This window comes from Streptomyces sp. NPDC001401 (assembly GCF_042895385.1).
Classification (GTDB): domain Bacteria; phylum Actinomycetota; class Actinomycetes; order Streptomycetales; family Streptomycetaceae; genus Streptomyces.
In genome coordinates this window covers 280,819-306,757 of record NZ_JBIAWI010000010.1, presented here as the reverse complement: position 1 = coordinate 306,757, position 25,939 = coordinate 280,819, and the positions used below count along the sequence as shown (strand labels likewise).

Here is a 25,939-nt window from a genome sequence, read left to right as displayed (position 1 = left end):
CACATCCTCATTGCGCAAGGCAATGCGTCCGCGCCGGCAATGCGTCCGCGCCATTGAGTCCAGGGCATTGCGCCCAAGGAACCGCGTACCGGAGAAAAGAAAGCAGGAATGATCGCCGTGACCACTTCCGTCGCGCCACCCGGCAGAGACCGGCTGCCCTCGCTCACCGGCCTGCGCACCATAGCGGCCCTGATGGTTTTCGCGTTCCACATATACGCGGCGGCCCTCTACGCCTCGCCCGGCGTCAACAAATGGATGGCCCACCTGGCGAACCAGGGGGGCGTCGGGGTGACCTTCTTCTTCATCCTCAGCGGCTTCCTGCTCACCTGGACCGCCCGGAAGAACGACCCGGCCCGGAAGTTCTGGCGCCGCCGGGCCGCGAAGATCGTCCCCAACCATCTGGTGACCTGGGTCGTCGCGTTCGGCTTCCTGTCGCTGAGCGGACTGACGCTCACCGGCTCATTCGGCGGCATCGGGCTCGACTCGCTGCCGAACCTGTTCCTGATCCAGGACTGGTTCCCGCGCGCCGGGGTGTTCTTCAGCATGAACATCCCGAGCTGGTCGCTGGGTTGTGAGGCGTTCTTCTATCTCATGTTCCCGGCGGCCCTGTGGGCGGCGCGGCGCCTGCGGCCCCAACTCCTGTGGCCCGCCGCCGTGTTGCTGGTCGGCCTGGTCTGGCTGATGCCCGTGCTCGCCAACACCTTCTTCCACGGCGGCCCCCTGGTGCCGGGCCTCCCGGTCTCCGAGGACCGTATGTGGTTCGTCTACACCCTGCCGCCGGTGCGGCTGCTGGAGTTCGCCCTCGGCATCGTGCTCGCCCTCATCGTCGAGGCGGGCCGCTGGCCGCGCATCGGTCTGTGGCCGGCCACCGCCCTCTCCCTCGTCGGCTACGTCGGATCCTCCTACCTGCCCTACCTGTTCAGCCTGGTCGCGGGTGCCGTCATCCCCCTCGCGCTGCTGATCCCCACGGTCGCCGTGGCCGACCTCGAGGGGCGGCCCTCGCCCTGGCGCGGCAAGGCCATGGTCTGGCTGGGCAATGTGTCCTTCGCCTTCTACATGGTTCACCAGCTGGTGATCCGCTGGGTGCACTACGCACTGGGCGCGACCCGTTCCTGGGACACCCCCCAGGCGCTGGCCGTCACCGCCCTGGTCCTGGCGATCGCCCTGCTTGCGGCGACGGCTCTGTACTACGCCGTCGAGATGCCGCTCGTCCGGTTGCTGAGCCGGTCCCGGCGGACGGTCGCGCCGGCCCTCCCCTCCCCCGCGCAAGAGGCGGAGGTGACCGCACCCCCACTCACCCTCCAGCGATGAATCCCCCCACCGCCCCCACCGCGTTCAGTCCCGTGTAGGAGACCCCATGTCCGCAACAGTCAGTGAAACGACCTCCATCGCCTCGGTGGCCGACCCGCCCCTGGAGATGACGTCCCGTCAGAAACTCATTCTCATCCTGCTGCTCGGCTCGCAGTTCATGCTCGCCGCCGACTTCTCGATCCTCAATGTCGCGCTGCCGGACATCGGTACCGGACTCGGCTTCTCCATCGGCTCGCTGCAGTGGGTGACCACGGCGTTCGCGCTGGCCGCCGCCGGCTTCACGCTGCTCTTCGGCCGCGTCGCCGACCTGTTCGGCCGCCGCAAGCTGTTCCTCACCGGCATGGGCATGCTGACCGTGGCCTCGCTGGTCGGCGGCCTCGCCACCTCGCCCGACATCCTGCTCGTGGGCCGTGTCGCCCAGGGCCTGGCCACCGCCATCGTCACCCCGGCCGCACTCTCCCTGCTCACCACGACCTTCCCCGAAGGCCCGCTGCGGGCCAAGGCGTTGGGGCTCAACGGCGCCATGCTGTCGGCCGGCTTCATCACCGGCGCGGTGCTCGGCGGAGTCCTGACCGACCTGCTCAGCTGGCGCTGGACCTTCTTCATCAACGTGCCGGTGGGCGCCACCGTCTTCTTCCTCGGCCTCTCCGTCATCAAGGAGAGCCGCGCCGAGCGCACCGCCAAGCTGGACATCCCCGGTGCCGTCACCGTCTCCGCCGGTCTGCTCGCCCTGGTCTACGGCATCAGCACCGCCCAGCAGAAGGGCTGGACCAGCGCCGCGACGCTCGTTCCGCTCCTCGCGGGCATCGCCCTGCTCGCCCTGTTCTGGGCCATTGAGCTGCGTACCGCCGAACCCCTGGTCTCGGTACGGGTGGTCAAGCGCCGCACGGTCCGCTGGGGCAACCTGGGCGGCATCGTCACCTTCACCATGGCGAGCAGCCTGACCTTCCTGATGACGCTCTACCTGCAGCGCGTCCTCGGCTACTCGCCGCTGGTCACCGGTCTCACCTTCGGTCTGCTGGGCGCCGCGGCGTTCGTCGGCGGCACCCTCGCCCCGCGCCTGATCGGCAAGGTGGGCGGCCCCGGCGGCCTGGTCGTCGGGCTGATCATCCAGGCGTCGGCGAGCTTCATGCTCTTCTTCGTCGGCGACGGCAAGAGCTGGATCACGCTGGTGCTCATCGGCACCGCGGTCTCCGGCTACGGCCACATCACCGCGGTGGTCTCCTTCATGGTGACCTCGACCTCCGGCCTGCCGGACACCGAGCAGGGCCTGGCCACCGGGCTCACCACCCTCACCCAGCAGGTCGGCCTGACACTCGGCGTCCCGATCCTGAGCACCATCGCCACCGCCCAGGCCTCCCAGCCGCACCCCGGGCAGAGCGATGCCTCCGCGGTCCTCGACGGCGTACGCACCGCGACTCTCGTCAACGGCGGAGTACTGGTCGCCGGAATGCTCCTCCTCGCCCTCTTCTTCCTGCCCAAGTCGGGCCGCGCCGAGGCCACTTCACCGGTCTAGCCGTACGGTGCCGGGCCGCCGCGAGCACGGGCGGCCCGGTCGCTGCCCGCATCCCCCTACACAGAAAGGCACTGCTGTCATGCGCGCGATCGTAGCCACCAACTTCGGTGAGCCGGACGTCCTGAAGGTCGCCGAGGTGGCCGTCCCCGAGCCCGCCGCCGGCCAGGTGCGCATCAAGGTCCAGGCCGCCACGGTCAACCCGGTGGACGTGGCCACCCGGGCGGGTGCCCTGGCCGCCTTCCTGCCGGAGCTCCCCCAGTACCCGCTCGGCTGGGACGTCGCCGGTACCGTCGACGCTCTCGGCGAGGGCGTCCAGGACCTGTCGCTCGGGGAGTCCGTGATCGGTCTGTCCGACTGGTTCGGCACCCTGGCCGGTGCCCAGGCCGAGTACATCGTCCTGAACGCCACGGCCGTGGCCACCGCCCCCGCCGGGGCCTCGCCCGCCGAGGCGGCCACCCTGCCGCTCAACGGACTCACCGCACGCCAGGCCCTCAACCTGCTCAACCTGTCCGAGGGCCAGAGCCTGGTGGTCACCGGCGCGGCCGGCGCGGTCGGCGGTTACGCCCTTCAGCTCGCCGCCCGGCACGGCCTGAACGTCTACGGCGTGGCCGGCCCGGAGGACCGCGACTTCGTCACCGGCACCGGCGCCCGCTTCATCGCCCGTACGGACGCGCTGAGCGAGGCGGTCCGTTCGCTCGTGCCCGGCGGCGTGGACGGCCTCCTCGACACCGCGGTGATCGGCGCTCCGGCGCTGGCCGCGGTCCGGGACGGCGGCGCGTACACCAGTGTGTTCGGCCCGGCCGCGCCGGAGTCCGAGCGCGGCATCCGGGTCGACGCGGTGTCCGTGCAGAGCGACGCCGACCAGCTCGCCGAGCTGGTCTTCCTCGTCGAGTCCGGGGCGCTGACGCTGCGGGTCGCCCAGACCTTCGGTCTCCACGAAGCGGCCCAGGCACACACGCTGCTCGCCAAGGGCGGCACACGAGGCCGGCTCGTCCTCATCCCCTGAGGACCCGCCTCCCCGACCGGGCGGTGACGGTCGCTGTCACGAACAGCGGCCGTCACCGCCCTCCACTCGATTCGTCTCGTTCCGAGCGAAGTCGGAGGTGACACGCATGACAGACACCGACGCCCTCTCGGTCGTCCGGCCGCGCCCGGTCGCCGATCCCTCGGTGCGCATCTTCCTGTTCCACCACGCCGCCGGATCGCACCGGGTCTTCGCCGACTGGGTGCCGCACTTCCCGGCCGACTGGGAGGTATGCCTCCTGGAGGCGCCGGGCCGGCGCCGGCTGAGCCGGCTGCCCGCGCTGCACGACGCGGGGGCGCTCGCCTCGTACTTCATCGATGCCATCCGCTCACACCTCGACCGCCCGTTCGCGCTCTTCGGGCACAGCATGGGTGCCGCCGTGGCCTACGAACTGGCCGCCAGACTCCATGAGTTGGGTGCCCCTATTCCGCGCTGGCTCGGGGTGTCCGCGTGCCGGGCCCCCTCACTGGCCGCGGAGACGCTGCGGCCCAGGCCCGTGCACAGCCTCCCGGACCGTGAACTGCGCACCGTCCTCGCCCAGATGGGCGGACTGCCGGCCAGGGCACTGGACGACGAGGACGTGTGGCGGCGGATCGCCCCCCGGGTCCGCGACGACTTCCGGCTCGCCGAGGGGTGGCGTCCGCGCAGGGCACGTATGCCGGTCGCACTGTCGCTGTTCGGCGGGGCCGACGACCCGGTGGTCTCCCCGCGCCAGCTCGTCGCATGGGCGGACGCCACCGACCGCCCGGCGGGCCAACACCTCTACAGCGGAGGGCACTTCTACTTCCAGGGCCGCACGGCCACGGTCGTGGACCGGATCGTGACGGAATTCAGGCGGTACAGCCCGGCTTCCGGACCCGCCCCCAAGTTGGCCTGAACATAACCGGTTTTACCGTTTCTTGGGGGAGCATTAGATTCCAACACGCGTTCGGTTTCAGCCTGTGGGATCACTCTTTCCCCGCCCGTACCGCACGAATCACGATGGGCGCGTGCGTCGTCGGCGGAGCTCACCTCCGCCTTTCTGCCGACAGTCCCCCGCTCGACCGTGCCCGGATCCACCGTGCACGCCATGTCATCCGAGGAGACACCCATGAGTCCGGCACGCCGCGCGTCCTTCTTCGACGTCGACGAAACGCTGGTGGCGCAGAAGACCCTCTTCAGCTTTCTCCGCTTCCACCTGGCCGCCGAGGGCCGCCCGCCCGCCGCGTACGACGAGGCGTACGCGGGCCTGGTACGGCTCAAGAGCCGGGGCGCCTCCCGGGAGGAGGCCAACCGGGCGTACTACACGCTGTACGAGGGCGCTTCGGCGGACCGGCTCGCCGAGCAGGGCAGGGTCTGGTTCGAGGAACAGCTGAGGGCCGGCGGCTTCTTCCACGCGCCCGGCGTCGAGGCCTTCCGCCGCCACCGCGAGGCCGGCGACCCGACGGTGCTGGTGTCCGGTTCGTTCTTCGCCTGCCTCGACCCGATCGCCGAACACCTGGGAGCCGACGAGGCGTTCGGCACCTCGCCGGTGGTCCTGGACGGCCGGCTCACCGGAGAGGTGACCCGGCCGATGATCGGCGCCGCCAAGGCGGACACCGCTCTCGCCTGGGCGGCCGGCCACGGAGTGGATCCGCGGGACTGTTTCGCCTACGGGGACCACGTGTCCGACCTCGAACTGCTGCGGGCCGTCGGCCATCCGACCGCGGTGGGCGACGACCCGGCCCTGCGCGCGTACGTCGTCGCCGTGGCGGGCGGCCGGAGCCTGCCCGGGGTCTCAGGGGCGTGAACCTGCTCTCAGCCGCGGACGCGGGTGTCCCCGACCATCGCGAGCACCAGTTCCCACACCCGCTCGAGCCAGGTACCGAAGCGTTCCTCACTGGTCAGCACGGCGGCGGACTGCGCACCGAAGACCACCGAGAGCAGCAGCTGGGCGATGGTCTGGGCGGATTGCTCCGCCGTCACGTCGCCGACATCCTGCGCCCGCCGCACCACGGACACGATCGAGCCGTGCACATCGCGCAGCAGGCTTCCCTCACCGGTCCCGGCGAGCAGCCCGTCGTTCTCCAGCCGGACCGCCGCCCTGAGCCGGGCGTCCTCGCGCAGGGCATGGGCGAGGCCCACGGTGAGCGACCGCAGCGTGCCGAGCGGGGTGGCTCCGGCCGGAGCGGAGTCCTGGAGCATACGGCCCCAGATCCGCGCCCCCTCGGCGACCAGCGCGTCGGCGAGCTTCTCCTTCGAAGCGAAGTGTCCGTACAGGGCACCCTTGGTCATTCCGGTGCGCGCGGCGACGGACTGCACGGCGGCATCGGCGTACCCGTGGCGGGAGAACTCCTGGGCCGCGGCGTCGAGGACCCGTTCGCGCGTACGCCTCGACCGCTCCTGTTGACTCATCTGCCACCTCTGTGTGTCTGCCACCTCTGCGTTGAGCTGGGCCTTTAGCGAGAAGATACCCTCCAGAAGGAATCTTTTTAAGATCGGGATCATGCCACTTTCGAGACATGCCCCTTCATCGGAACCGCCCCGCACACCGGGGCATGCGTTACCGGCCTCGCGCACACCCCGTTTGCGCGAGGGCTGTGGATTGCGGCCGGGCCCGGCCGGTCAGCGCGTCCCGCCGCGCTCAGGCCGGCACCGCGCCAGGGAGGATGATCGCGAGGACCTCCCGCACCCGGTCGGCGATGTCGACGCGATCGTTGATCACCCAGGACATGTGCTGAGCACCGAAGAAGGCCGCGACCAGCACGCGCCCGAGGGCCTCGGGCTCACTCCCGTCAGGCAGCGCACCCTCCGCCTCGGCCGCCCGCAGCAGCTCGGTGACCGCCTCCCCGTACCCGAGAAACGGGGTCGGCAGGTCCGCATCGATGAGCGACTGCTCGATCTGCAGCCGCGCGCCGGCCTTGATGACCGTGTCGTCGCGGAACATCTCGCCGGTACGAGTGATGAGTCGGCCGATCTTGGCCACCGGCGGCAGCTCCGCCTTCCCCACCTCCTCCACAAGGCCGCGCAGGCGGACGTAGAACTCCTCCGTCACCGCGACGGCCAGGGCGTTCTTGTTCGCGAAGTGGAAGTAGACCGCTCCCTTGGTCGCGCCCGTCAACTGCGCCACGTCGAGAAGGGTGGTGTCGGGGTACCCCTTGTCGGCGAACGCCTGAGCCGCCGCGTCCAGGATCAGGGCCCGGGTCCGTATGGCGCGTTCCTGCTTGAGGTCGGAGACGGCGGGGGTCCGGCGGGCGCGCGTGCTCATACCCAGTCCCTTCTGCGCAGTGCGCAGCACGTTCGATGTTGATGTCAGAGAAACCTTCCCCATTATACCTTCACGAAGGTATGTTCTTCGTGTGCCAGTGACTCCTTCACGAGTCTTGGCTCATTCACTCACTTTTCTGGGGGATTCTGTGAGGCAAACGACGTCCATCGTGTCCGAATCCGTTCGTGCTCGCTCGACGGAAGCGGAGGGCAGCGTCACGCACGGCGACCGCGGGCTCGAGTTCCTGCAGCCGGTGCCCCGTCATCTGGTGCACCGTGCGGCGGTGGCGGAGGTACTCCTGACCGACAGCGTGCAGCTCGGCGAAGGGCACTTCCTGGTCGCCGCCCAGTGGCCGCGCGACCATGCGCTGCACAACCCGGACGCCGCGGGCCGCACGGACCCGCTGCTGTTCGCGGAGACCATCCGGCAGATGTTCGTCTACCTGCCGCACACCTACTTCGGGGTGCCGCTCACGCACCGCTTCATCGGCGACCGGCTGAGCTTCGACTTCGAGGACGCGGCCCCGCTGAAGGTCGGCGCCGCCCCGCTCAACGTGGTGCTGGACGCGGAGTGGACCTGGGAGGGCAACCGCCCGCCGAACCGGTACGGAATGCGCCTGGACGTCGTACTGACCATCGACGGCAAGGTATGCGGCCGCGGCCGCATCAGCGGGATCGCCGTGGACGACCGCAGGTATTCGCTCCTGCGCCGCCGCGACGCGGCCGCCCGTCAGGAGGGCGCAGGCGCGGGCGCCGCCGGGCGCATAACGGTCCCCCCGGCCAGGGTCGGCCGGCTCCGCACCAAGGACTGCGTGCTGGAACACGGCGCTCAGAACGGTGGCTGGTGGCTGCGGGTCGACACCGACCACGCCATCTACTTCGACCACCCCAGCGACCACGTCCCGCTGATGGTGGCGCTGGAGGGGTTCCGCCAGCTCGGCTATCTGCTGGTCAACACCGACAGCCCGGGCACCCCGCTGACCCTGGTCTCCTCGCAGGTCGAGTGCCTGGCGTTCGGCGAACTCGACGAACCGGCCCGGCTGGTGGTCGAGGAGATGGACGAGCCGACGCGCGACGCGTCACTGCGCCGGCTGCGTATCAGCGCGCACCAGGGCGACCGCCCGTTCGTGACCTCCACCACCCTCTGGTCACGCCCCCAGGACTCCCAGGCCGAGCGGCTCGCATTCGTCGGTGTGCAGGGGGCCCGGGCGTGACACTGCGGACCATCGAGCCAGTGGAGACGACGCAACCCCTCGAAGCCGAAGCCCGGGCACTCCGACAGGGCCTGTCGGAACCGCTGACGCAAAGATCGGCGGTCTTGGCGGCCCGCGGCGCCGAATCCGCCGACCGGCAACGGCGGCTGGACGCCGACACGGTGGCCGCGATCACGGGGGCCGGCTTCCCCGCCTACTTCGTGCCCCGCCTCTGGGGCGGCCAGGAAGGCGACTTCCATCAACTCATCCACGCCACCGCGAAGTTGGGCGAATACTGCACCTCTGCCGCCTGGTGCGCCGGACTGTGGGCGGCGCACAGCAGGTTCGCGGCATTCCTTCCGGAGCAGGGCCAGTTCGACCTCTGGGGGTCTTCCCCCGACGTACGGATCGCCGCGGGGCTCGCACCTCACGCCGCCCGGGCGGTACGCACCGGGGGCAACTGCTGGTCGCTGAGCGGCGAATGGGAGTGCGTCAGCGGAGTGGGCAGTGCGCACTGGGTGCTGCTCGCCGCCCGGCTGCCGCAGGAGCCGGGACAGGAAGGCACGGCACGCGTCTTCGCCGTACCGCGTGCCGAGATCGAGGTGATCGACTCCTGGCACAGCACCGGCCTGCGCGGCACGGGGAGCAACACCGTTGTGCTGGGGCCGACTTCCGTCCCCGAGCACCGCTCCTTCGCCCTCGGCGACGTCCTCGCCGGCCGGTCCGACGCCGGCCGGCCGCGCTGCCACAGCGTTCCCGCCCAGCTGGTCGGAGGCCTGATCTTCTGCGCTCCCGCCCTCGGCGCGGCCCGCGCGGCCTTGCGCGCCTGGACCCGGTGGGCCGCCCCGAAGGCCGCGACCGGTGCCTCACTCAGCAGCACGCTCCACCAGACGCTCGCCCGCTCGTCCGCGGAGATCGACGCCGCCCGGCTGCTGGTGACCGAGGCGGCCCGCCGGGCCGACCAGGAACCCGTGACCCCGTTCGGCATCGCCCGCAACCACCGCGACGCCTCGGTCGCCGTAGACCTCCTGGTCACCGCCGTGGAACGCCTCTTCCGCACCGGCGGCGCACACGCCCGCGACGGCGCCGGCACAGTACAGCGCTGCTGGCGCGACCTGCACACAGTCGCCGCACACGCAGTCCTCCAGTTCGAAAACGCGGCCACCCTGTACGGCGGGGTCGCACTGGCTCCGCAGAACGCTGCTTCCGCATCCTCGCAGTCGAGTTAGTCGAGTTAGTTGTTGAACAGTCCGACAGGAAGCCTCGGCGTGCGTTCGCAGTGATCGGTACGGAGGCCGGGGGTACATGTACAGATGGACGAAGAAACCGCAGGTCAGAGGCCTGACCTGCGGTTTTCTTCGGAGCCCTCGGTAGTTGCACATGGCAGTTGTCGGACATCGACAAACCAGTCGCAGGGGCAACTTCCTGGGCTGCGCTTCAGGGGGTGGGTTGGTCGAGCCAGTCCGCGTAAGTCGGTCCGGCAAGGGTGGCGTGTGGGCCGGGGAGCAGGCCGCCGTTCTCGAACAGGTCCCGGTCGGGGTTGGCCGGGTCACTCACTTCCTCGATGCGGGACGGGCTGCCCCGCCGAGCGGCCAGCAGGCGTGCTGCGTCGGCCAGGTTCTCGGCTCGGGGGCCGGCGATCTCCGGGTACGGCGCGCCTGTGGGCGCCGGATCCGCGTCGGTGGCGACCTCGACCAGTTTCTCGGCGACGGTGCGGGCGGCGACGAGCTGGGTGCGCATGTTGGGCACATAGGCGACCTCACCCTGGGTACCCCAGCCGACCAGTTGTTCAACGAACTCGTGGAACTGCGCGGCCCGCACGATCCGGGTGGGGAGCGGGCCGGCCAGCGCTGCTTTCTCGTGGGCCAGTTTGGCCGCGTTGTAGCCGGTGGTGGAGCCGTCGATGCCGATGATCGACACCACCACCATCCGGCGGACGCCGGTCTTGTGTCCGGCCTGGTGCAGGTTACGAGCGGTGGTGGTGAAGAACTCGGTGGCCGCCGCCTGCTCGGGCGAAGGAGTGCTGGACACGTCAATGATCACTTCGACGCCGTTCAGGGCTTCGGCCAGGCCCTCCCCGGTGACCACGTCCACGCCCGAGGAGCGTGAGATGGGGACGACTTGGTGGTCGCGTTCCTCAAGCACCCGCGCAACGTGCCTGCCGACCCGGCCCGTCGCTCCGACGACTGCGATCCTGGTGGACTTCTGCATGATGTCTACCTTCCGTGGACGGTTCCGATGGTGGGCTTTCAACTCGATGACGGAGCGCGGCGCGAGAACGTGACCGGCTCCGCATCGGCGAGGCCGTGAGCGGGAACGGTCAACTGGCCTGGGCGGTCGGCATGATGGTGACCTGCTGGAGGTTGGCCCGCGGCGGGAGGGACGCGACGAACCCGACGGTCTGCGCGATGTCCTCGGGAGCGAGCCACTCCATGGTTTCCTTCGATCCCTCCAGCCACGCACGAGCACCTTCGTCCGTCACGTGGCTCTGCAGCTCGGTACCGACGATGCCGGGCTCGATCGCCGAGACACGCACGTTCTTCGCACCCAGCTCGACCCGCAGGTGCCGGGAGAGGTGGGTGACGTATGCCTTCGTCGCGGAGTAGACAGCGAAGTTCGGGAAGATGTTCTGCGCCGCGATCGACGACGTGTTGATCAGGTCCGCGACACCGCGCTCCTCAAGCGGCCTTCACCAGCTGCGGCGTGAACGCGCCGATGACGTTCATCAGGCCGGTGATGTTGAGGTCGATCTGCTGCTGCCACTGCTCGGTGGCCAGCTCCTCGATCGGGGCGGGAAGCATGACGCCCGCGTTGTTGAGCAGCAGGTCGGCACCGCCGAACTCTGCCGCGACCCGGTCCGCCGCCGCCCGTACCGCCGCCGCGTCGGTCACGTCGGCAGCCAGGGCCAGGGCCTGACCGCCGTTCTTCCCGATCCGGACCACCAACTGCTGCAGCCGGTCGGCACGCCGGGCCAGGACGACGACACGAGCACCGAGTCCGGCCAGGTGCTCGGCCGACGCCTCGCCGATGCCACTGGAGGCACCGGTGACGACCGCGACGCGGCCGGAGAGAGGACGGGCGGAAGTCTGCGTGGTCATGAGACACACCTTTCAAGGTGAGTGGGATGAGGGGCTCGGGGCCGCGGCCTGTCGCCATCGGCTCCTCCACAAGGACACCACCCACAGACGCCTCACGGGGCGCCGGGAAAGGCCCTGACCAGGCAGGTATCCACAAGGAAGGTACTGGCAGTACCACCCGGCCCGGGACTTGTCCCACTCTCGCCCGCCACACTGGAGGACATGGATGACCGTAGTAACGAGCTCGCCGACTTCCTCCGCACTCGCCGTGCCCGGGTCACCCCCGACCAAGCAGGGCTGCCCGAGGACGGCCGTGCCCGCCGCGTGCCCGGCTTGCGCCGCGACGAGGTCGCCAGACTGGCCGGAGTCAGTACCGAGTACTACACCCGCATCGAGCAGGGCCGGGCACAGAACCCCTCCCCCGAAGTCCTCGAAGCCCTCGCCGGCACCCTGAGGCTGGACCCCTCCGAGCGCGAGCACCTCACCGACCTCCTGGCACGTCCCGCACCGGCCCGCCGAGCTCCGACCAGCCCCCAGCGCGTGCGCCCCGGACTGCATCTGATGCTGCAGACCCTCGACCACGTACCCGCGTTCATCCTCGGCCGGCGCACCGACGTCCTGGCCTCCAACCGCCTGGCCCGCGAGGTCCTGACCGACTTCGACGCCCTGCCCGCACCCCGCCGAAACCTGGCCCGCTACTACCTCCTGGACCCCGACGCCCGTGAACGGGTCGGCGACTGGGAGCAGATCGCCGCCGAAACCGTCGCCATCCTCCGGCTGGAAGCCGGCCGAAGCCCCCATGACCGCCAGCTCGCCGACCTCGTCGGCGAACTCACGCTGAAGTCACCGGAGTTCTCCACCTGGTGGAACGATCACAGGGTGCTGCGCCGGACCCACGGCGCCAAGCACTACCGTCACCCCCTGGTCGGCGAACTGCACTTCTCCTACGAGTCCTTCCAAGTGCCCGGTGACACGGACCAGACGCTGTGCGTCTACAACGTCGAACCCGCCTCCGACACCACCCGAGCCCTGCAACTCCTCACCAGCTGGACAGCCCCACAGCCGACGGGGACGCCGGAAGGAGGTGCGTAGAGGGCCGGGCCGCTACAGCTCGCCGTTCCGGCCGAGCTCAGCTCCTTGCCTCCCTGCTGACAGGACGGCGGTGACGCCACTCCCGACGGCCATCGTCAGTGCGTCCACGACGATCGAGGCGCGATGATGGTCGGCCATCGAGTAGCCGACGATCTCGAGGGGCTTCAACGCGCGCCGGCGTTCTTTCAGCTCGGCGGCGGTGCGCTCGCGCGGAAAATCGAGCGAAGCGGGAGCCCCGGATCACGCGACCGGGCCCCTGTCCGGCCACACAGACCTGCCGTCTGGATACGGCTTGGCTTCTGGCGTCACGGGCCGTGCCGGAGTGGGTGCACTAAGGTGATCACCGTTTTGGAAAAAACTGAACGGGGGACACTCATGCGAAACTCCCAAATACCCCTGCCCTCAAGGGGTTTGATGCTCACGGCCGTGGCGCTCGTCGGCAGCGCGCTGACGGCCTGCGGTTCGGGCGAGGGCTCCCAGGCGGCCGGCGACGCCCCGTCGGCCGCCGCACGCACGTCGGCAGCCACGTCGCGGCCCGTCCACGACCCGCCGACGAAGTTCGCGACGACGGGCGCCCAAATGCCCGACGGGCTGCTCGATGACATCCTGGACCTCGACAACAGACTCGTCGGACCGCCCCCGGTCACGCTGTACGGAAGCACGGCGTACGTAGGCGCGTTCGATCACGTGCAGGCCATCGACACCACCAACGGACACGTCACGGCGACCATCGAGCCCGCAGGCAAAGCGCTGGTCGAGGGCGAGGGCACCGAGCACAAGGCCGGGGCGCCCGCGATCGTCACCATCAGCGGCACACCGGCCCTGCTGACACCGTTCCCCGTCGACCAGTCCGGTACGGGAACTCAGGCCACCCATAAGGCAGTTGAGATCACCGTCAGCGACCCCGACGCCGCCAAGGTCCGGTGGCAGGTGACCCTGCGGCTGCCGGAGTGGGCCGACGAACCGGGCACCGAGCTGACCGCGACAGCAGTCGGCGCCAACGGGAACACCGGCGTGGTGACGGTGTCCAACGACGACTCCCACGCCGTCACCTACGGAATCGACCTGACAACCCACCGCCAGATCTGGGTCCAGGACGGATTCGCGGCCACAGGAATCGCCGAGGGCATCGCAGTCGGCTGGAACACGGAGAATTACGAAGTGCACGCCGCCGGACACGACGCAGCCACCGGCGCGCCCCGCTGGCAGGGCCAATCCATGGTCAGCCAGACCGTGTCCGCGCTGGGCCCGCATTTCGTCCTCCTCCAGGGCGGCCACTGGGGCAGCGAGAAGCCCTACGTCCAGCTCCTCGACCCCGCCACCGGCAAGACCAAACAGCAACTGCCCATTCAACTCTCCAAGGGCACCTGCGTGTACGACGAGAAGAGCACCCTCGTCTGCCACGGCACTGGCGCCGACACGGACGACGCCGCCGCCTTCGGCCTGGACGCCACCACCGGCAGGACGCTGTGGCAACTGCCCGACAAACAGGCCGACCGCATCGCCCCCGAGATCACCACCGCCTGGCACGGCCGGGCCTACGGCAAGACCGAGAACGGACCGGTCGCCCTGGACGCACGCACGGGCCAAGACCTGCCCACCAGCCCCCGCATCGCCCCGGTCCTGGTGAACGGCTCGGCGGGCCTCGCCCTGGCGAAGGTGGACGGCTGGAAGACCAAGCTGTTCGTATACCCCGCCACCGGCTGAACGGGCCGCCACCGCCCATCACTTGTCCATGACCGTGCACCGCCTCGCCGGAAGCCCAAGAAATCAGGGTCTGCCCCGCTCGACGAGAAGCGTGATCAATACCTTCGGCTCATGGCGCAGAGAATGAGCAACTCGGCCGCGTGCCGCGAGGCGGGTATCAACCGTAGGACCGGGACCCGGTGGAGGTACGGACGGAAGGTCGTTGACCGGGCAGGCCGCGAACGCGTCTACGCGCCGATCGCCGAACAGCGGGACACCCTCGAGGTGTCGCTGCGCCATGTGTCCGAGGGCGAGCGGATCGTCATCGCCGGCCTGCTCCGGGCCAAGAAGTCCCTGCCTGCCATCGCCCGCGAGCTCGGCCGCACCCCGGCCACGATCAGCCGCGAGATCGCGGTGGCCCTGTTCACGGCGCCGGCCGCCTTGCACCGCACGCCGTTTCAGCGCGGGGCCAAGCCCGAGATCGTGCGGACCTCGTCACGGCTCGCGGGGGCGGGTATGAGCGTCTTGATGCCGGGCCTTTCCGGTTCCGTGCTGCTTGTCGTGGACGTGGTGCTCGGCCGGGTCGAGGGTGTGATCGCAGGGAGCGCGACACTTTTGGTGTGCGGCGGCCTGTGGGGGCTGTTGCCACAGCTCGTCAGGCGGCACGCCGCACGATCCGAGGCCCGCGCGGACCTGGGACCGCCAACCGGAGCGAACCAACTGGGCGCCAAGCGCCACGAGTGATGCCTGTCGTGCCGAACCCCGTTGCCTGACCGTGACTGCGATGCGGGCGCCCCGTGAGATCCCCCTGACTCCAGAACACAGCCGCCGCGGAGGCGACAGGATCAGTGACCGGTAGGCGCTGACATATGCAGCAGCCGTTCGGTGATCTCCCGGTACTGCCTGAGCGCGAGCCGTAGTTCCTCGGTCTGCGCATCGGTGTCCTGGTCCTGCCAGCTCGCGCGCAGGACGCGCCGCCGTTCCGTGAGGCTGTCGGTGAACTCGGTGGCGACATCGTCGAAGACGGTGTCGGCCTCCTCCACCGCCTGGCGCGGGCTGTCGACGAACGTGTTCAGGGCCTGCTGGAGGCGCAGGGTGAACTTGTCCCGGTCACCCTGCGGGACCAGGTCCGGGCCCGACCTGCGATCGGAGCCGTTGGTGCTGATACCGGGCTCACCCGGTGCGTGAGCGGGTTCGGTGCGAGGTGCTTGCGGGGCGCGCTGCATCGCGGGATCCGGTCCGCCGGTCTGGGATTGCCTTGCGGGTTCGGCATGGTGCGACATCAGGTGCTACTTCCCTTCGCATGGCGTCGGTTCAGTGCCCACGGCGCGTGGCCGTTGCCGTCGGGGGATTGCGCGCGGTGCCGGTCGGAGTCGGCCGTTCGTTCGCCGGCCAGTTCCTCGAAGAGGCCTCGGGCCTCGATCATGGCCTCCCGCATTTCCTCGGTGCCGCTTTGGCCGCGGGCTGCTGTGTGCATGCTGCGGTAGCCCTGGACGGTATGGGCGTGGTGGACGGACAGGGCGGCGAGCTGCTCCTCGAACTGCTCGCCGTCGGGGAAGCCGCGGTCCCTCGCCAGGGCGGCAAGGAGTGCGTCGGCATGGGTGACGGCCTTCTGCGGCGAGTCCACGAACTGTTCCTGGGTGTCGGCCCATTGAGCCCTGTACTGCGCGCGGGCCTCGGGGGACAGCGGCTGCTCCTCGAGTGAGCCGTATTGCTTGACGCGGTCGCCGAGTTCCCGTTCGGCTGCCTTGGTGTCGCCGTCGTGGTCGGTGACGGCACGGTCGTACTCAGGTCCGAAGCGGTGCTTCAGCCCACGCCCACCGCCGTCTCGGATGCGTCCACGTCCGACGATGAGGGCGGTGACCGCCGCGATGACGATCACGGCGATGATCACGACGGTGATCACGGCTGCCTTCTCTGGCTCTTGACTTGTTGGTTGCTCTGCTTCATTGCCGTCAATTCCTGTCGGCTCATTGAGCGTTGAGGCCTGCCGGGTGGCGTTCACGCGACGTGGGCGCCACCCGGGGCGCTTGCAGTCAGCGCCTGAAGGCATCCTTGGCCTTGTCGCCGGACTGCTTCAGGTTTCCGGAGACCCGGTCGGTCCTGCCTTCACGCTGCAGTCGCCTGTTGCGGGTGGACCGGCCGATGCGCTCGGTGACCCGGCCCTTGAATGCCTGGGTCTTGTGCTTGATCGTCTGTCCGACGCTCATGGCTGTCCTCTGCTCGTTCGCTGGATGGGCTCCCGCGCGTGATCGCCATACCGGCCGTCATTCCGCGGGCGGGAGAGCACCTTGGGAGAGTGCCTGGTGCGGATTACCCGCGGCTGCGGCCGTACCGGCGGCTGCCACCGCTGCGCCTGCCACCGCCGCGCCCGCGCTTGGCGAAGCCGACGATCCAAACGACCAGCAGTACGGCGGCGACCCACCAAAGGGCCTGCATGGTGAAGCCGAACCCGAACACCACCAGGATCAGCAGAAGGAGAAGAATCCAGATCATTGCCGGGCCTCCAGATCGCGGGACGTTCCTGATTCCGCGGGGTCCGGGCGAAGCGGGAAGGTGGAATGCGTCGACCGAGTGATCCAGAGTGGCATAGCCCTACGCCGTGCTGTCAGTCAACGCCCGGCAACCTCCCTTGTCAACGCGGTGTCGGCACGGGGGAGGTCTGCGAGCTGGGCAGGGGCCGCTGGGCAAACGGAGCCTCGGCGGGAGCGTCGACCGGCTCGGCCGGCGGTGCCGGCAGGACGTGGTCCTCCCACCATGACAGGGCCATCAAGGCGGCGAGCAGGACGAAGGGCGTCGAAGCGGGAACGATCAGTACGTACATACGTACCGCCTGCGGTGGGATGCGTGCGACGCGGCGGGCAGCAGAGGGGAAGGATGCCCGCAAGGGGCGCATCGGTGCCGCGCCGGGATCGGGTGGCGACGCGGGTGCGGGAGCGGCCTGTTGGTGAACGGGGCAGGTTCCGGCACTGATGCGCGAGGTGCGCCCTCGATGGAGCGCGAGAGGTGATCGACGCTGCCGGGGGCTCGGGCCGTACCGTGCACGCTAGCCCTCGCCGCACCCCCTGAACAGACGGCAAGTGGCCATCCGGTCTCGCACAGAACGCTGCCCTGGGCCGCTGTCCGCAACCTCTGGGTAGGGCTACGCTGTTGGAACAGGCCCCGGCCCCCGGCAGTGATGCCTTGTTCCGCTCCGGGGAGGCCCGCCGTGTTCGTTCTGGTTCTCATCCTCATCGTGGTCTTGTTCGGCCTCGGTTTCCTTCACCCCCTCTGGTGGGTGGCCGCGGCCGTGTTGGTCTTCGGCGCCACCCGGCACGGCCGCGATCGCAGGGGAGGCTGGATCCATGGCGACGGTTCCGATCTCGGGGACTACCGGGACTATCAGGAGCGCCGGGATCGTCAGGACCGCTGGGACCGCCGCTACAGCCGCCAGAACCGGGCGCGCTGGAGGCGCGAGGACCGCCGGGACCACGAACACCGCAGGTGACCGGTGAAGTTGCCCGACACCCGGAGGTTCCGGGGCGGCTTCCGCCGCACCGGACGCGCAGAGATCGTGGAGAGGTGGATGCCATGCATCGCACAACCTTGCTCCCGGGGAATTGGTGGGACGTGGCGGCCGAGGCCGCGGTAGGGAATGCGGCCGGTCAGGATGTCGTGGCGCTGCGCGCCGAGATCGACCAGCTGCGGCGGGCGCTGGCCGGCCGTGCGGTGATCGACCAGGCCTGCGGCATGGTGATGGTCCTGGCCCCCTGCCGTCGTGGGGCGGCCAGAAACCTGCTGGTGGACATCTCGCGACAGTGCAACACCAAGCTCCCGGACGTGGCCGTGGCCGTGGTCGCCGCCTGGGAGGGTGAGCTGCTCTCGCGGCCGATGCAGCGGGCGCTGCGGCATGCGCTGCGGCGGCTCTACACGGAAGACCGAGGGTGCGACTCACCCCCGGCGGATGAGCCGTCCGGAAAGGGAAGGCCATGATCCACGCAGCCGATGTCCGAGAATGGCGCAACCGCAATGTCGTCGATACCGAGTCGCACAAGATCGGTGTCCTGGAAGCGGTCTACGTGGACACCACCACCGACGAGCCGGCCATGGCCACGGTGCGGACCGGACTGCCGACCCGGCACCGCCTGGTCTTCGTTCCCCTCGATGACGCGATCGCCGGGCCCGACTACGTCAAGGTCGGCTATGCCAAAACGCTGGTGAAGCAGGCCCCTTCGATCGGCACCGACGGCGTGCTTCCCGCCGAACAGGAGGAAGCGATCTTCAAGCACTACGGACTGCCCTACCAGCCCGGTGCGGCCGGCGAACGGCAACTGGCGCGCCGCTGACCGCCTACGGACAGGATGACTGCCCCCGTGAGGTACGCACCATGCGCCAGCTGACCACGCCCCGCAAACTACGCCCCACAAACGAGCAGTGGCCGCTGCCCTGGTCGCCACCACGAACGACGAAACACTTCCGGAACCGATGCAGCGGGAGCTGCGCCGAGCACTGAGGCGCCTCCATCTGGAGGACCGGAGATGACGGTGTACATGCTCCAGCGGACGGCACCGGGAGCTGTGAGTTCAACTCGCCGGTGCCTTCGCCCAGAACGGCCGTCGGACGCCTCCGTTGTGTAGCCCACCCGGTGGAGCTCAAACACCGGCCTGCCTCTTCCCTGGCGCCAAAACCGTTGAGCAGGCAGAACGCTCGAAGCGCGCCACCGCGTCGGCGGCGTCACTGCGGCGGCGGCAGGTAGACGGTGAGCGTACCTATCGCTTTGTCGAGGTGGAGTGTGTCGGCGGCCGGGCTTACTTCGCCGTCGCGGGTGTAGTCCTCTTCTTCGCCCATTCCGTCGATCCGCAGCCGGGTGACCGTGGTGGCCTGGTAGACGCGGGAGCGGGCGAGGGTTCCGGTGAGGAAGGCGGTGACGAGCCGGGTGCGGGCGAAGGGATGGCTGCCGTCGACGGTGCGGATGTCGAGGAGTCCGTCGTTGAGGCTGCGGCGGTAGGAGGGCGCGAAGCCGGGCGGGTCGTAGCGGCTGTTGCCGGCGAAGAGCAGCCACAGCCGTCGGTGCCGCCCGTCGACGGTGACCTGGCTGGGGGTGCCGTCGGCGAGGACGCGGAGCAGGCCGATGCACAGGGCGGGCCACTTGCCCAGGCGCTGCTCGCGGGCTTCCCGGGCCCGGACGAGTTCGGGGTAGACACCGATACTGAAGGTGTTGAGGAAGTACGTGCCGGCACCGTCTGCGGAGGTGACCCGGCCGAGGTCGACGGCTCCGCCGCAACCCGCCTCCACGGCGTCGGCGGTGGACTTCAGGGTCGCAAGGCCGAGGTCGGCGGCGAAGTGGTTGAGGGTGCCGGCGGGGAACACGGCCAGTGGCAGTCCGCTCTCGGTGGCCCGGACCGCTGCCGCGTTGACTGTCCCGTCGCCGCCGACGACGCCGAGCGCGCCACCTCGGGCGAGCACGTCCTTGACGGCTCGCTCGAGCACCAGGTGCAGGTCGACGCCACTCTCACAGAGCCGTATGTCCGCCATCGGCAAGAGGATCCGTAGTTCGGCTTCGGCCGGGGTGTCGCCGCCCGCGTCGCTGTTGACGACCGCGATCAGCCCCTGCCCTGCGGGAAGCGCCGGAACAGGGACGTTCGGCCGGGCGGCATGCGCGGGCTCGTCCACGTGCAGCGGCCACCAACGGCACGTCGCCGCCGCGACACCGGCCCCGAGCACGGCACCGGCGAGGACATCACCGGGCGAACGCGTGCCGGTGCGGGCGCGAAAGACGGCGGCTGCTGCGGCAAGCGGGACGAGCGCGGCGCCCAGCAGCGGCGACTCCAACGCGACGGCCGACGCGAAAGCCGCGACGGCGACCGCATGCCCGGACGGCAGTGCCCGGGTGGCGGGCCGAGGCAGAAATCGGTGGCTGGAAGCCGACTTGGCGGCGATACCGACGGCGGCGGAGGCCAGGGCCAGGGAGCCGGTGCCACGCAGAGCGGCTCGGCGTGCGCCACGGTTGCCGGACAGGCCCATCACGGCCGCGCCGGCCAGCCACGGCAGCATGGGGTGGGCAGAGGCGACACGCGAGAAGAGCCGTGCATCGGGTGCGCGGAGGTGTCTCATGCCGACTGCGTACCCGTAGCGATGCCGACCACGCGGCCGCCTGCCCACACGAATCGGTCAAGGGCGCCTGCCGCGCTGCCCGTTGGCCATCCGGTTCCGGACGAGACCGCCCAGGGTGGTCTCGTCCGGCGGGTGCCCAGAGCGTGTTTGAAGGTGGGCTGCTCGGGAACCCGTCCGCGGTGCTTCAGACCGGAGGCACGCCCGTGGGAGCAGTTGTCGCTTCTCCCCAGCGCGCTGCGGCCTGACGGCTCCCACGGTGAGCGACGCCACCGATGAGGGAGACACGCGCCCATGCCGTACACACGCACTCAGAGGCCACCAAGCGCACGCCCCTACGACGACGCCCCGGACACCGATGCCGCGTTCCGCCGTATCGCCGCCCTGCCGGACGGCGCGGAGAGGACCGCGCTGCGACAGGAGATGGTGTGCGCCTGGATGCCGATGGCCGTACGGCTCGCCCGGCGCTTCCGTCACCGCGGTGAGTCCTTCGAAGACCTCAAACAGGTCGCCCAACTGGGCCTGGTCAAGGCGGTGTTCCGCTTCGACCCCAGTCTCGGCACCGTCTTCCCGAGCTTTGCCATACCGACGATCCTCGGCGAAGTGAAACGGCACTTCCGGGACCACCTCTGGGGCGTGCACGTGCCGCGACGCGTACAGGAGCTGCGCGGCCGGGTCCGCTTCGCCGGCCAGGAGTGCGCTTCGCTCTACGGCCACGAACCCTCCGTCCACGAGATCGCCGCGCACACCGGCCTCACCGAGGCGGAGGTACGGCTCGGCCAGGGCGCGCTGGAGAGCTTCACCGCGCTGCCCCTGGACGCCGTACCCGGCCGCTCCGAGCACAGCCACCCACTGACCGACACGCTCGGAACCATGGAGCCCGGCTTCGACCTGATCGTCAATCGTGAGGCCCTGCGCCCCCTGCTACGGGCCCTGTCCGAACGCGAACGGCAGATCCTCTACATGCGGTTCTTCTGCGAGATGACGCAGAGCCGCATCGCCCTGCAGCTCGGTCTCTCGCAGATGCACGTCTCCCGTCTGATCACCCGCATCTGTGTACGCCTGCGCGACCAGGTCATGGCCGACACTCACGACATGAGGAGGGCATCGTGACCTCGTCCCACACGCAAGGGCGCGGCCGGGCCGCGAAGTCCGCGGCCCGTTCCACGCGGAACGAGACGCTGACTGCCGCGGGGCGAGCGGGCTTTGTCGCCCGGGGCATCGTGTACGTACTGATCGGGCTGCTGTCCATCCGGATCGCCGTGGGGGGTGGCGGCGGCCAGGCGGACCGCCAGGGCGCGCTGCACGAGATCGCGGCGCAGCCCTTCGGGAAGGCAATGCTGTGGGCGTTGGTGGTGGGCTTCGCCGCCATGGCCCTGTGGCGAGGTGCCCGCGCCGTGCTCTCCAAGGGCCCTCGACGGAAGGTGAGCTCGCGGGTGCTGGACGGTGGCCGGGCGGTCTTCTACGCCTTTGTCTGCTGGGGCACGGCGACGTATGCCGCCGGGGGCGGGCAGGGCTCCAGCGGCAACGCGAAGTCGCAGGACTGGACGGCATCGGCGCTCAAACTGTCCTACGGCCAGGTGCTGGTGGGTGCCGCGGGCTGCCTGCTGATCGGCATCGGCGGGGTACTCGCGGTCCGGGCGGCCATGCGGCGCTTCCTCAAGCAGCTGGACACCGGCACCATGAGTCGCCGTACGAAGCAGTTTGTCACCGCGCTGGGCGTCGGCGGGGGCGTGGCGCGTGGCGTGGTGTTCGCCGCGGCGGGAATCTTCGTCCTGGTGGCGGCCGTCCGCTTCGACCCGCACGAGGCCAAGGGCGTGGACGCGACGCTCCGCAGCTTCGCACAGACACCGGTGGGGCCGTGGCTCCTGGTCGCCGTAGCGATCGGGCTGATTCTCTTCGGTGTCTTCTCCTTCGCCTCGGCCCGCTGGCGCCGCCTGTAACACAGCGGACGCCAGCCAGGTCGGCGAGGTTTCAACGCTGCTGTCAGGGCTAGTCGTTGAACATGTCCAGACGCTACGGCGGAAATCCCGCGGGGACGGTCATCTCCATCATCGCGGACATCACGGCACTGATTCTGATCCTGTGGATCGCCTTCTACCTGTTCGACGCCAACACCGCCAACAGCGCGGTCTCCTGGGTCCATAACGCGGCGAACTGGCTCTCGGGCTGGTCGCACAATCTCTTCACCATCCACTCGGACAACTGGCGCACCGTCGTCAACTACGGCCTGCCCGCTGTCGTCTACCTGCTGATCGGTCACGCGGTGGCCGGCCGGGTCAACCGGACCTAGCCTCCCTTCCGCCGACGTGCAGCCGCGCGTAGAGCGTCGCCATCGCCTCCAACGAGTCCGCGATGGACGAAGACCTTCCCAGGTACTCATGCTGCCTTGCGGTCGGCTCTACCGACTGCTCGCCGACCCCGTCGGCCGGCCGTTGGCCCTGCGCCGCACCAACTCGTACTGGGCCGCACTCAGACGGATAGCGGAGTGCCGCTGCCGGCTGACTGGATTGGGTTGGGGTGAACCGTCCGCCCCCGCAACCGACCGAATGTGGAATGTGGAGTGGCGGTCCGCCCTCTATCGCCGGGCGTCAGTGGGCCGGGCGTCGGCGCGAGCGTGATACCGAGCGTACGAGCAGGTACAGCACGGCGGCGATGAGGAGCAGCACGCCGGTGGAGAGCAGATACAGCATGCCGTCCATGACAGCGCCGATGATGATCAGTGCGATGGCGCTGCCGAGAAGAACCAGGAAGACAAGCTGGACGCCATCGCAGCAGCCCTGCTGGAAGGGCAGGAGGGCGGCGATCGTGGAGAAGCACACCAGAAGCTGCGGTCCGCCCCCGGCAGGGAAGAGAACTCCTGATGCGCCCGGTTCCCGCTGGTGCACCCGGTCCTCGCTGGTCTCTGGCGTGCGGTCACCGCCTTGGCGAGGTGTCAGGCCACCAGGCCGGGGAGGGGCTCGGAGTCGTCGATGAAGGCGCGGGCCAGGTCGGACAGGCGGCGGTTGTGGGCGCGGGCGTAGCCGCGCAGGGCGGTGAACGCCTGTTCCATGTCGATGCTCTGGCGTTCGGCGAGTTTGCCCTTGGCCTGTTCGATCAGTACGCGGCTGTTCAGCGCCGTCTGCAGTTGTTCGTTGAGGACCGTGCTGCGGTGGGCGGTGCGTTGTTGCAGGAGGCTGATGGTGGCGACGTCGGCCAGGGCCTGGGCGATGGGCGTGCCGACCGGGTCGAAGGGGCCGGGGGCGGCGCGGAAGAGGTTCAGGGCGCCCACGGTCTCGTCGCGCAAACGCATGGGCAGGGCCTGGACGGCCCCGAATCCGCTGCGGTGGGCCGCGGTGACGAAGCGCGGCCAGCGGTCCATCTCCTGCGTCAGGTCGGGGACGATCACCGGTGTGCCCGTGTGGAAGCACTCCAGGCAGGGGCCCTCGTCGTTCTGGAGCTGGAAGAGCTCCAGCAGGCGCACCTGTTCGTCGGAGGCGGCCATCACGCGCAGTTCGCCGTCCCGGTCGGCGAGCAGCACTCCGGCGGCGCTCACGTCGAGCATCTCCACACAGCGGTCGGTGAGCAGGCGCAGGAAGTCGATCAGGTCGAAGTCGGCGACCAGGTTGTCCGCCAGCTCGACGAAGGTCTTGGCCAGGAGTTGCTGATTCATCGTGGGCACCCTCTGTTGAGACTAGTGCTGCTGGGAAGGGGCGGGAAGTGGAGCGCGTTGGTCGGATGGCGCCGGTGCGTCAGGTTTCCTCGTCGGTCCGTTCGGGTTCCGCGTCCGGGGAGAAGCGGAGTCGGTGGGCCACGACGTCGGCGGCCACGTCGGCGAGGCGGCGTCCTTGCACGTAGGCGTGGGCGCGCAGACGGACGAAGGCTTCGTCGATGCCGACGCCGAGCTGGACGGTGAGGATGCCGGTGGCCTGGTCGATCTCCGCCCCGTATCCGCCCAGGTCCTCGAAGCCTCGATCTTTCAGTGCTCCGTCGACCGGTGCGCCCGTCTCCTCGATCCGCGCATCGAGCAGGAGCAGCGTCGCGAGATCGGCGAAGGCCAGCGCGTCGGCCAGTTCCTCGGCGTCCAGCACGGTCGGCACGTCGGCGTACAGATCGAGAACTCCTGGGCTGATCGCCCCGATCTGCAGGGGGAGTGCGAAGACGGCGCGGGCCCCGGCCTCCAGGGCCGCGTCTGCGAATACGGTCCAGCGGTCCTGCAGCGCACTGGTCAGCAGGTCGGGTGTCAGGACGGCCGAGCCGTGCAGGAAGGCATCCACGCAGGGCCCCTCGCCCAGGGTGAGCTGGAGTTCCTCCAGTTGTTCGCTGATGGTGTCGGTGCTGCACAACGGATGGCTTGCCGCAGTCCTCGACATTGCGGAAAGTCCGGCTCCGCCGACCGGCAGCGCGGCGACGGCTGCGGTGCACACGTCCATCACGCCGACCCGGGCGCCGCGTCGGGCTGCCTGCTCGGCGACCAGCACCTGGATACGGGCCGAGCGGCTGTCGGACCTCATCCGGGGCACCGGGTCCGGTCATCGTGTGCAAGACCTTCCAACCGCGCCGCGGTTCGCGACCCGACCGGAAGGACCAGCACCCGGAGCAGCGTTTGGGGAAGGGGCATGACGCCTCGGTTCCAAAGACCATCCGCCAGCGAGGTGGGGATGCCGGGTTTCCCGGCCCCCCTTGGCGCGCTGTCGGCAGGGGCGTACGTTCGGCGGAGGTGGAACGACGGCGGTCCGAGGGCCTGTGTGACAGGACAAAGGACCCACCCAGTTCCCTCCAGGGATGCGCCGGGTGACGGACGAAGATCCGCTCCCCGCAGCCATCTGTGTCGCGAAACGACAAGCCGCCGGGGTCTGGGACGCCTGTACAGCAGCGTAGTCCTGGCCCAGTGCGGCAGACGGTCCGGAGCCACTCCATCTCAAGATGTGGACAGCGTCAAAACGCGGTGGCGCGCGCATATCGGGTGTCCTGCACGGTAGTTGGGCCCACAACGCGAAAGCGGCGGCGTACAGCCACTCAGGTACGGCAGTCCGTCGGCTGCCCGAGGAGGTGGCTTCGCATGACGGAGCCGAACAGTTCGACCCCGCCCAAGCCCGGCTCTGATGAGCCCCGCACCGCCCTGGGCACGACGCTGCGGGCCGCACGGCCCGAGTCCCAGGAACCGCCGGAGACTCGCGGCCGGACGACCATCGCCGACAGGGTGGTGGAGAAGATCGCCGGCATCGCCGCACGGGAGGTCCCCGGAATCAACCCACTGGGCGGCGGATTCACACTCGCCATGGGAGCCATGCGCGACCGGGCCCCGGGCGGGCACGCGAGCGCGGGGCGTGGCGTGGCTTCAAGGTCGAGGTCGGCGAGAAGCAGACCGCAATCGACCTCCAGGTCGTCGTCGAATACGGAGTCAGCATCACCGACATCGCCGCAGAGGTCCGTGAGAACGTGATCGCGGCGATGGAACGGATGACGGGCCTGGAAGTCGTCGAAGTCAACATCGCCGTCAACGACGTGCACCTGCCGGACGAGGACACGCCAGAGACCAGCGAGGACCGAGTGCACTAGGCCGCGCCCCGGCAGACACAGGCGCGGCTACCCGGAAGGGGCCGCCGCGCGCATCCGACAGGGAGGCATGGACCGCGGCGGGCAACGCAGGCGTATCCAGAATGAGTTGGGGCTGGATACGCAGCAGTGTCCTGCCAACCCGAGAGGCCTCCCTCCGCTCGCGGCCCAGCAACCGCGCTCTCCT

General features: G+C 69.7%; 29 protein-coding genes and 2 pseudogenes. 17 read left to right on the top strand and 14 right to left on the bottom strand.

Annotated features, from left to right (window positions below; genetic code table 11):
• Positions 1 to 117 precede the first annotated feature (117 nt).
• The 5 genes from ACFY10_RS31190 (at position 118) to ACFY10_RS31170 (ending at position 5,619) form a co-directional block, all read left to right on the top strand.
• Positions 118 to 1,311: an acyltransferase family protein gene (locus ACFY10_RS31190; protein WP_390668542.1), complete on the top strand. Its 1,194-nt coding sequence runs from the start codon at positions 118 to 120 to the stop codon at positions 1,309 to 1,311.
• Positions 1,312 to 1,357: 46 nt separating this feature from the next.
• The gene (locus ACFY10_RS31185) at positions 1,358 to 2,827 is read left to right on the top strand and encodes an MFS transporter (protein WP_390668541.1); all 1,470 of its coding nucleotides are present in this window, start codon (positions 1,358 to 1,360) and stop codon (positions 2,825 to 2,827) included.
• 79 nt (positions 2,828 to 2,906) lie between these two features.
• A complete protein-coding gene (locus ACFY10_RS31180) occupies positions 2,907 to 3,833 on the top strand; it encodes an NADP-dependent oxidoreductase (RefSeq protein ID WP_390668540.1) in 927 nt (308 codons plus the stop codon).
• Positions 3,834 to 3,939: 106 nt separating this feature from the next.
• Positions 3,940 to 4,728, top strand: a complete 789-nt coding sequence (locus ACFY10_RS31175; protein ID WP_390668539.1) for a thioesterase II family protein — start codon at positions 3,940 to 3,942, stop codon at positions 4,726 to 4,728.
• Between the two features lie 213 nt (positions 4,729 to 4,941).
• Positions 4,942 to 5,619, top strand: coding sequence for an HAD family hydrolase (locus tag ACFY10_RS31170; protein ID WP_390668538.1), 678 nt, complete (start codon positions 4,942 to 4,944; stop codon positions 5,617 to 5,619).
• Positions 5,620 to 5,627: 8 nt separating this feature from the next.
• Here the strand turns inward: ACFY10_RS31170 and ACFY10_RS31165 are convergent, their stop codons facing one another.
• Complete coding sequence (locus ACFY10_RS31165; protein WP_390668537.1) at positions 5,628 to 6,224, bottom strand: TetR family transcriptional regulator; 597 nt, start codon at positions 6,222 to 6,224, stop codon at positions 5,628 to 5,630.
• A gap of 229 nt (positions 6,225 to 6,453) precedes the next feature.
• On the bottom strand, positions 6,454 to 7,077 hold the full coding sequence (locus ACFY10_RS31160) for a ScbR family autoregulator-binding transcription factor (RefSeq protein WP_390668536.1): 624 nt from the start codon (positions 7,075 to 7,077) through the stop codon (positions 6,454 to 6,456).
• A gap of 169 nt (positions 7,078 to 7,246) precedes the next feature.
• Here ACFY10_RS31160 and ACFY10_RS31155 point away from each other — a divergent pair, with 169 nt between their 5' ends.
• Both ACFY10_RS31155 and ACFY10_RS31150 read left to right on the top strand, forming a co-directional pair.
• Positions 7,247 to 8,290 (top strand): ScbA/BarX family gamma-butyrolactone biosynthesis protein, encoded by a 1,044-nt coding sequence (locus tag ACFY10_RS31155; RefSeq protein ID WP_390668535.1) that lies wholly within the window; start codon positions 7,247 to 7,249, stop codon positions 8,288 to 8,290.
• Between the two features lie 104 nt (positions 8,291 to 8,394).
• The gene (locus ACFY10_RS31150; protein ID WP_390668534.1) at positions 8,395 to 9,498 is read left to right on the top strand and encodes an acyl-CoA dehydrogenase family protein; all 1,104 of its coding nucleotides are present in this window, start codon (positions 8,395 to 8,397) and stop codon (positions 9,496 to 9,498) included.
• A gap of 208 nt (positions 9,499 to 9,706) precedes the next feature.
• Here ACFY10_RS31150 and ACFY10_RS31145 read toward each other — a convergent pair whose 3' ends face one another.
• Both ACFY10_RS31145 and ACFY10_RS31140 read right to left on the bottom strand, forming a co-directional pair.
• On the bottom strand, positions 9,707 to 10,480 hold the full coding sequence (locus ACFY10_RS31145; RefSeq protein WP_390668533.1) for an SDR family oxidoreductase: 774 nt from the start codon (positions 10,478 to 10,480) through the stop codon (positions 9,707 to 9,709).
• A 109-nt stretch (positions 10,481 to 10,589) separates the two neighbouring features.
• Positions 10,590 to 11,367: pseudogene (locus tag ACFY10_RS31140) on the bottom strand (SDR family oxidoreductase).
• Positions 11,368 to 11,568: 201 nt separating this feature from the next.
• On the opposite strand from ACFY10_RS31140, the gene ACFY10_RS31135 reads away from it, so the two are divergent.
• On the top strand, positions 11,569 to 12,438 hold the full coding sequence (locus tag ACFY10_RS31135; RefSeq protein WP_390668532.1) for a helix-turn-helix transcriptional regulator: 870 nt from the start codon (positions 11,569 to 11,571) through the stop codon (positions 12,436 to 12,438).
• Positions 12,439 to 12,450: 12 nt separating this feature from the next.
• Here the strand turns inward: ACFY10_RS31135 and ACFY10_RS31130 are convergent, their stop codons facing one another.
• Positions 12,451 to 12,606: a hypothetical protein gene (locus ACFY10_RS31130; protein WP_390668531.1), complete on the bottom strand. Its 156-nt coding sequence runs from the start codon at positions 12,604 to 12,606 to the stop codon at positions 12,451 to 12,453.
• Between the two features lie 246 nt (positions 12,607 to 12,852).
• Between ACFY10_RS31130 and ACFY10_RS31125 the strand changes: the two genes are divergently transcribed.
• On the top strand, positions 12,853 to 14,145 hold the full coding sequence (locus ACFY10_RS31125) for a hypothetical protein (RefSeq protein ID WP_390668530.1): 1,293 nt from the start codon (positions 12,853 to 12,855) through the stop codon (positions 14,143 to 14,145).
• Between the two features lie 111 nt (positions 14,146 to 14,256).
• On the top strand, positions 14,257 to 14,868 hold the full coding sequence (locus ACFY10_RS31120; protein WP_390668529.1) for a DUF6328 family protein: 612 nt from the start codon (positions 14,257 to 14,259) through the stop codon (positions 14,866 to 14,868).
• Between the two features lie 101 nt (positions 14,869 to 14,969).
• On the opposite strand, the gene ACFY10_RS31115 is transcribed toward ACFY10_RS31120, so the two are convergent.
• From ACFY10_RS31115 to ACFY10_RS31095, 5 genes are all read right to left on the bottom strand, one after another.
• On the bottom strand, positions 14,970 to 15,407 hold the full coding sequence (locus ACFY10_RS31115; RefSeq protein WP_390668528.1) for a hypothetical protein: 438 nt from the start codon (positions 15,405 to 15,407) through the stop codon (positions 14,970 to 14,972).
• Positions 15,407 to 16,030: a hypothetical protein gene (locus ACFY10_RS31110; protein WP_390668527.1), complete on the bottom strand. Its 624-nt coding sequence runs from the start codon at positions 16,028 to 16,030 to the stop codon at positions 15,407 to 15,409. Before ACFY10_RS31110 ends, ACFY10_RS31115 begins: the two co-directional genes overlap by 1 nt.
• A 130-nt stretch (positions 16,031 to 16,160) precedes the next feature.
• Entirely contained in the window at positions 16,161 to 16,334 is a 174-nt protein-coding gene (locus tag ACFY10_RS31105; protein ID WP_390668526.1) for a CsbD family protein, read from the bottom strand.
• 103 nt (positions 16,335 to 16,437) lie between these two features.
• On the bottom strand, positions 16,438 to 16,620 hold the full coding sequence (locus ACFY10_RS31100; RefSeq protein ID WP_390668525.1) for a hydrophobic protein: 183 nt from the start codon (positions 16,618 to 16,620) through the stop codon (positions 16,438 to 16,440).
• A gap of 139 nt (positions 16,621 to 16,759) precedes the next feature.
• Positions 16,760 to 16,948, bottom strand: coding sequence for a hypothetical protein (locus ACFY10_RS31095; RefSeq protein ID WP_390668524.1), 189 nt, complete (start codon positions 16,946 to 16,948; stop codon positions 16,760 to 16,762).
• A 384-nt stretch (positions 16,949 to 17,332) separates the two neighbouring features.
• Here ACFY10_RS31095 and ACFY10_RS31090 point away from each other — a divergent pair, with 384 nt between their 5' ends.
• From ACFY10_RS31090 to ACFY10_RS31080, 3 genes are all read left to right on the top strand, one after another.
• A complete protein-coding gene (locus tag ACFY10_RS31090) occupies positions 17,333 to 17,611 on the top strand; it encodes a hypothetical protein (protein ID WP_390668523.1) in 279 nt (92 codons plus the stop codon).
• Between the two features lie 83 nt (positions 17,612 to 17,694).
• On the top strand, positions 17,695 to 18,096 hold the full coding sequence (locus ACFY10_RS31085) for an ANTAR domain-containing protein (protein ID WP_390668522.1): 402 nt from the start codon (positions 17,695 to 17,697) through the stop codon (positions 18,094 to 18,096).
• On the top strand, positions 18,093 to 18,449 hold the full coding sequence (locus ACFY10_RS31080; RefSeq protein ID WP_390668521.1) for a PRC-barrel domain-containing protein: 357 nt from the start codon (positions 18,093 to 18,095) through the stop codon (positions 18,447 to 18,449). Before ACFY10_RS31085 ends, ACFY10_RS31080 begins: the two co-directional genes overlap by 4 nt.
• 388 nt (positions 18,450 to 18,837) lie before the next feature.
• On the opposite strand, the gene ACFY10_RS31075 is transcribed toward ACFY10_RS31080, so the two are convergent.
• Positions 18,838 to 20,217, bottom strand: coding sequence for a diacylglycerol/lipid kinase family protein (locus ACFY10_RS31075; RefSeq protein WP_390668520.1), 1,380 nt, complete (start codon positions 20,215 to 20,217; stop codon positions 18,838 to 18,840).
• 291 nt (positions 20,218 to 20,508) lie between these two features.
• On the opposite strand from ACFY10_RS31075, the gene ACFY10_RS31070 reads away from it, so the two are divergent.
• The 3 genes from ACFY10_RS31070 (at position 20,509) to ACFY10_RS31060 (ending at position 22,507) form a co-directional block, all read left to right on the top strand.
• Positions 20,509 to 21,327 (top strand): SigB/SigF/SigG family RNA polymerase sigma factor, encoded by an 819-nt coding sequence (locus ACFY10_RS31070; protein WP_390668519.1) that lies wholly within the window; start codon positions 20,509 to 20,511, stop codon positions 21,325 to 21,327.
• On the top strand, positions 21,324 to 22,157 hold the full coding sequence (locus tag ACFY10_RS31065; RefSeq protein WP_390668518.1) for a DUF1206 domain-containing protein: 834 nt from the start codon (positions 21,324 to 21,326) through the stop codon (positions 22,155 to 22,157). The genes ACFY10_RS31070 and ACFY10_RS31065 overlap by 4 nt, the downstream gene beginning before the upstream one ends.
• Before the next feature lie 62 nt (positions 22,158 to 22,219).
• A complete protein-coding gene (locus ACFY10_RS31060; RefSeq protein WP_390668517.1) occupies positions 22,220 to 22,507 on the top strand; it encodes a hypothetical protein in 288 nt (95 codons plus the stop codon).
• Between the two features lie 298 nt (positions 22,508 to 22,805).
• Here ACFY10_RS31060 and ACFY10_RS31055 read toward each other — a convergent pair whose 3' ends face one another.
• The 3 genes from ACFY10_RS31055 to ACFY10_RS31045 all read right to left on the bottom strand — a co-directional run bounded on the left by ACFY10_RS31055 (position 22,806) and on the right by ACFY10_RS31045 (position 24,707).
• On the bottom strand, positions 22,806 to 23,102 hold the full coding sequence (locus tag ACFY10_RS31055) for a hypothetical protein (RefSeq protein WP_390668516.1): 297 nt from the start codon (positions 23,100 to 23,102) through the stop codon (positions 22,806 to 22,808).
• A gap of 47 nt (positions 23,103 to 23,149) precedes the next feature.
• A complete protein-coding gene (locus ACFY10_RS31050; RefSeq protein ID WP_390668515.1) occupies positions 23,150 to 23,866 on the bottom strand; it encodes a GAF and ANTAR domain-containing protein in 717 nt (238 codons plus the stop codon).
• A 79-nt stretch (positions 23,867 to 23,945) separates the two neighbouring features.
• On the bottom strand, positions 23,946 to 24,707 hold the full coding sequence (locus ACFY10_RS31045; protein WP_390668514.1) for an ANTAR domain-containing protein: 762 nt from the start codon (positions 24,705 to 24,707) through the stop codon (positions 23,946 to 23,948).
• Positions 24,708 to 25,255: 548 nt separating this feature from the next.
• Between ACFY10_RS31045 and ACFY10_RS31040 the strand changes: the two are divergent.
• A pseudogene (locus ACFY10_RS31040) lies at positions 25,256 to 25,755 on the top strand (Asp23/Gls24 family envelope stress response protein).
• Positions 25,756 to 25,939 lie beyond the last annotated feature (184 nt).